The organism is Salinimicrobium sediminis (assembly GCF_900215295.1).
Taxonomy (GTDB): Bacteria; Bacteroidota; Bacteroidia; order Flavobacteriales; family Flavobacteriaceae; genus Salinimicrobium; species Salinimicrobium sediminis.
Genome location: NZ_OCMF01000007.1, coordinates 1 through 5,720 on the forward strand (window position 1 = coordinate 1; position 5,720 = coordinate 5,720).

General features: G+C 47.9%; 2 tRNA genes and 3 rRNA genes. All 5 read left to right on the plus strand.

The annotated features are described in order from the left end of the window. The first annotated feature begins 307 nt into the window (after positions 1 to 307). The 5 genes from CRO16_RS15990 (at position 308) to rrf (ending at position 5,717) form a co-directional block, all read left to right on the plus strand. Positions 308 to 1,829 (plus strand): 16S ribosomal RNA (locus tag CRO16_RS15990). A gap of 194 nt (positions 1,830 to 2,023) precedes the next feature. Continuing rightward, positions 2,024 to 2,097 (plus strand) — tRNA-Ile (locus CRO16_RS15995). 167 nt (positions 2,098 to 2,264) lie between these two features. Further along, positions 2,265 to 2,338 (plus strand) — tRNA-Ala (locus tag CRO16_RS16000). 247 nt (positions 2,339 to 2,585) lie between these two features. Continuing rightward, positions 2,586 to 5,421 (plus strand): 23S ribosomal RNA (locus CRO16_RS16005). Positions 5,422 to 5,608: 187 nt separating this feature from the next. Then, a 5S ribosomal RNA gene (gene rrf / locus CRO16_RS16010) occupies positions 5,609 to 5,717 on the plus strand. The 16S, 23S and 5S rRNA genes sit together here with 2 tRNA genes alongside, the layout of an rRNA operon. Positions 5,718 to 5,720: the final 3 nt, after the last annotated feature.

Here is a 5,720-nt window from a genome sequence, read left to right on the forward strand (position 1 = left end):
AAGTTCACAAATTATACTGAAAAGGAATCCCGGGTAGGGCACAGGCAGAAAAGGTTCAACTCCTTTTATTTCAACAAGACGATCCTTCCAAAAATACGGAATGATCCTCCCCTTTCTAAGGGGAGGTGCCGAAGGCGGAGGGGTTCAAGTTCATTGACATATTGAATTGACAGCGCGTATCATGTTAGCGATAACATGATGCATAATAAAAGAATTAAGACTAGAAGAACGTTTTGAGCTTTGATTCTCATGCAAATGGGATGAAGAAGAGGAATTCCTTAGTAATTGTTATATTATTTAAGATTTAACGATGAAGAGTTTGATCCTGGCTCAGGATGAACGCTAGCGGCAGGCTTAACACATGCAAGTCGAGGGGCAGCACGTCTTCGGATGGTGGCGACCGGCGCACGGGTGCGTAACGCGTATACAATCTACCTTTTACAGGGGCATAGCCCGGGGAAACCCGGATTAATATCCCATGGTATGTAGAGATGGCATCATCTCTTCATTAAAGTTTCGGCGGTAAAAGATGAGTATGCGTCCTATTAGCTAGATGGTAAGGTAACGGCTTACCATGGCTACGATAGGTAGGGGTCCTGAGAGGGAGATCCCCCACACTGGTACTGAGACACGGACCAGACTCCTACGGGAGGCAGCAGTGAGGAATATTGGACAATGGGCGAGAGCCTGATCCAGCCATGCCGCGTGCAGGAAGACTGCCCTATGGGTTGTAAACTGCTTTTATACGGGAAGAAACACCCCCTCGTGAGGGGGCTTGACGGTACCGTATGAATAAGGATCGGCTAACTCCGTGCCAGCAGCCGCGGTAATACGGAGGATCCAAGCGTTATCCGGAATCATTGGGTTTAAAGGGTCCGTAGGCGGGACAATAAGTCAGTGGTGAAAGTCTGCAGCTCAACTGTAGAACTGCCATTGATACTGTTGTCCTTGAGTAATTATGAAGTGGTTAGAATATGTAGTGTAGCGGTGAAATGCATAGATATTACATAGAATACCGATTGCGAAGGCAGATCACTAATAATTTACTGACGCTGATGGACGAAAGCGTAGGTAGCGAACAGGATTAGATACCCTGGTAGTCTACGCCGTAAACGATGGTTACTAGCTGTTTGGACCGATTGAGGTCTGAGTGGCTAAGCGAAAGTGATAAGTAACCCACCTGGGGAGTACGTTCGCAAGAATGAAACTCAAAGGAATTGACGGGGGCCCGCACAAGCGGTGGAGCATGTGGTTTAATTCGATGATACGCGAGGAACCTTACCAGGGCTTAAATGTAGTCTGACAGGGGTGGAAACACCCCCTCCTTCGGGCAGATTACAAGGTGCTGCATGGTTGTCGTCAGCTCGTGCCGTGAGGTGTCAGGTTAAGTCCTATAACGAGCGCAACCCCTGTGGTTAGTTGCCAGCGAGTAATGTCGGGAACTCTAACCAGACTGCCGGTGCAAACCGTGAGGAAGGTGGGGATGACGTCAAATCATCACGGCCCTTACGTCCTGGGCCACACACGTGCTACAATGGTAGGGACAGAGAGCAGCCACTGGGTGACCAGGAGCGAATCTATAAACCCTATCACAGTTCGGATCGGAGTCTGCAACTCGACTCCGTGAAGCTGGAATCGCTAGTAATCGCATATCAGCCATGATGCGGTGAATACGTTCCCGGGCCTTGTACACACCGCCCGTCAAGCCATGGAAGCTGGGGGTACCTGAAGTCGGTCACCGCAAGGAGCCGCCTAGGGTAAAACTGGTAACTGGGGCTAAGTCGTAACAAGGTAGCCGTACCGGAAGGTGCGGCTGGAACACCTCCTTTCTAGAGATTTGCTTCTCTTAATAGAAGCAAACGCAATTACGACAAAGGAGCCTTTTTACAAATGAAGTAAAAGACTTCTTTTGGTCTTAATTCACTGTCAATTTAATAATAAAACAGAAACAAGAAACAAGAGCCTAGAGACTAGACAGATGTCTAGATTCTAGTGTCTATAAGTCTAGTTTCTTAAAAGAAACAGTCTCATAGCTCAGCTGGTTAGAGCGCTACACTGATAATGTAGAGGTCGGCAGTTCGAGTCTGCCTGAGACTACTAATCGCGCAGAGAGCGATAGTTATGAGTTAAAAGTTCTGAGTTCAGAGTTTTTGCTCAAAGGCACATAAGTTCATTAAAAAGTATTGAAAAGGAAATTCTAGGAGCGAGTTATTGCGGGTTATCAACTCATAACTCACAACTCATAACTCTCTAACTAGAGAAATGGGGGATTAGCTCAGCTGGCTAGAGCGCCTGCCTTGCACGCAGGAGGTCATCGGTTCGACTCCGATATTCTCCACATCCGAGTTAAGAGTTCGGAGTTAAGAGTGCAGAGTTTGTTAACTCATCACTCCTAACTCAAGACTCAGAACTTGAAAACGTTCATTGACATATTGGAAAATAAGAATACGAGAAACATAAAAATTTCTATAGTTTTTTAAATTATAGATAGAGCAAATTATAATTAAGGTTTTGAGTATTGAGGGATAGAGTTGCACGACTCTTAGCTCATAACTCATAACTACCAAGAGCATATTAGGTAAAAGCACATAAGCTAAATAAGGGCGTATGGGGAATGCCTAGGCTCTCAGAGGCGAAGAAGGACGTGATAAGCTGCGAAAAGCTGCGGGGAGAGGCACATACTCATTGATCCGCAGATATCCGAATGGGGCAACCCACTTAACTGAAGGTTAAGTATCCGCAAGGAGGCGAACCCGGGGAACTGAAACATCTAAGTACCCGGAGGAGAAGAAAACAATAGTGATTGCGCTAGTAGTGGCGAGCGAACGCGCATTAGCCCAAACCGGTAAGTTTACGGACTTGCCGGGGTTGTAGGACCACGACCTTGGTTGTGAACAGAACTAGAACGCTTTGGAAAGAGCGGCCATAGACGGTGATAGCCCGGTATAGGTAATGAACATAAACCATAGTGGTATCCTGAGTAGTGCGGGGCACGAGAAACCCTGTATGAATTTGGCGGGACCATCCGCTAAGGCTAAATACTCCTGAGAGACCGATAGTGAACCAGTACCGTGAGGGAAAGGTGAAAAGAACCGTGAATAACGGAGTGAAATAGATCCTGAAACCATACGCTTACAAGCGGTCGGAGCATGCATCCATATGACGGCGTGCCTTTTGCATAATGAGCCTACGAGTTAACGTTGCCAGCGAGGTTAAGCCTTTAAGAGGTGGAGCCGTAGCGAAAGCGAGTCTGAATAGGGCGCTTTAGTTGGTAGTGTTAGACGCGAAACCGTGTGATCTACCCTTGGGCAGGTTGAAGCTGTGGTAACACATAGTGGAGGACCGAACCCGTTGACGTTGAAAAGTCTTGGGATGACCTGAGGGTAGGGGTGAAAGGCCAATCAAACTCGGAAATAGCTCGTACTCCCCGAAATGCATTTAGGTGCAGCGATTAATTAGTTTTATAGAGGTAGAGCTACTGATTGGATGCGGGGGCTTCACCGCCTACCAATTCCTGACAAACTCCGAATGCTATAAAATGATGTTGATCAGTGAGGGCATGGGTGCTAAGGTCCATGTCCGAGAGGGAAAGAACCCAGACCATCAGCTAAGGTCCCCAAATGTATGTTAAGTTGAAAAAACGCGGTTGAACTGCTTAGACAGCTAGGATGTTGGCTTGGAAGCAGCCATTCATTTAAAGAGTGCGTAACAGCTCACTAGTCGAGCGGTTCGGCATGGATAATAATCGGGCATAAACATACTACCGAAGCTATGGATTTTGTGCATAAGCACAGAGTGGTAGGGGAGCATTGTAACAGCGTAGAAGGTGTACCTGCGAGGGATGCTGGAGCGGTTACAAAAGAAAATGTAGGCATAAGTAACGATAATGCGGGCGAGAAACCCGCACACCGAAAGACTAAGGTTTCCTCAGCTATGCTAATCAGCTGAGGGTTAGTCGGGGCCTAAGGCGAACCCGAAAGGGGTAGTCGATGGACAACCAGTTAATATTCTGGTACCTGCTTTACGTTAAAAGTGACGGAGGCGAGAATTAGGTGCGCACAGACGGAATTGTGCGTTGAAGGAAGTGGTAACACTCCGATAGTACACCAAAGCTTCGGCGGCGGTGATAATCCTGAATATCGACTTCCAAGAAAAGCGAGTAAAGCAGCCCGTACCGCAAACCGACACAGGTAGTTGGGATGAGAATTCTAAGGTGCTCGAGAGATTCATGGCTAAGGAACTAGGCAAAATTGACCCGTAACTTCGGGAGAAGGGTCGCCCTGTAGCAATACAGGGCCGCAGTGAAGAGGTCCAGGCGACTGTTTATCAAAAACACAGGACTCTGCTAAATCGAAAGATGATGTATAGGGTCTGACACCTGCCCGGTGCTGGAAGGTTAAGAGGAGATGTTAGCTTCGGCGAAGCATTGAATTGAAGCCCCAGTAAACGGCGGCCGTAACTATAACGGTCCTAAGGTAGCGAAATTCCTTGTCGGGTAAGTTCCGACCTGCACGAATGGTGCAACGATCTGGACACTGTCTCAGCCATGAGCTCGGTGAAATTGTAGTATCGGTGAAGATGCCGATTACCCGCTGTGGGACGAAAAGACCCCGTGCACCTTTACTATAGCTTAGTATTGACTTTGGACAAGTGATGTGTAGGATAGGTGGGAGACGTTGAAGCAGCCTCGCCAGGGGTTGTGGAGTCATTGTTGAAATACCACCCTTTACTTGTTTGAAGCCTAACTTCCATTGGAAGGACAGTGCTTGGTGGGTAGTTTGACTGGGGTGGTCGCCTCCAAAAGAGTAACGGAGGCTTCTAAAGGTTCCCTCAGCACGCTTGGTAACCGTGCGTAGAGTGCAATGGCATAAGGGAGCTTGACTGAGAGACATACAGGTCGATCAGGTACGAAAGTAGAGCATAGTGATCCGGTGGTTCCGCATGGAAGGGCCATCGCTCAAAGGATAAAAGGTACGCCGGGGATAACAGGCTGATCTCCCCCAAGAGCTCACATCGACGGGGGGGTTTGGCACCTCGATGTCGGCTCGTCACATCCTGGGGCTGGAGAAGGTCCCAAGGGTTGGGCTGTTCGCCCATTAAAGTGGCACGCGAGCTGGGTTCAGAACGTCGTGAGACAGTTCGGTCTCTATCTACAGTGGGCGTTAGAAATTTGAGTGGATCTGACTCTAGTACGAGAGGACCGAGTTGGACTGACCTCTGGTGTACCAGTTGTTCCGCCAGGAGCACTGCTGGGTAGCTACGTCGGGAAGGGATAAGCGCTGAAAGCATATAAGCGCGAAACCCACCACAAGATGAGATTTCTTTAAAGGATCGTGGGAGACTACCACGTTGATAGGTCACAGGTGTAAAGGCAGTAATGTCATAGCCGAGTGATACTAATAATCCGTATAGCTTAGTGCACTTCCCGGCCAGCAATGGCCGGGAGGAACAACCTAAAGCTTCAAATTACCTTTGCTCAAAGTGTTTTCTTATATTATTATTTTCCAATCATGTCAAAGTTATTGGCGCCTATGGCGCAGTTAAGAGTTCAGAGTGCAGAGTTAAGCTAAAAGCATAACTCATAACTCACAACTCCTAACTTAAATTTTAAGGTGGTTATAGCAACGGGGCTCACCTCTTCCCATTCCGAACAGAGAAGTTAAGCCCGTTAGCGCAGATGGTACTGCATCTCGTGGGAGAGTATGTCGCCGCCTTTTTTT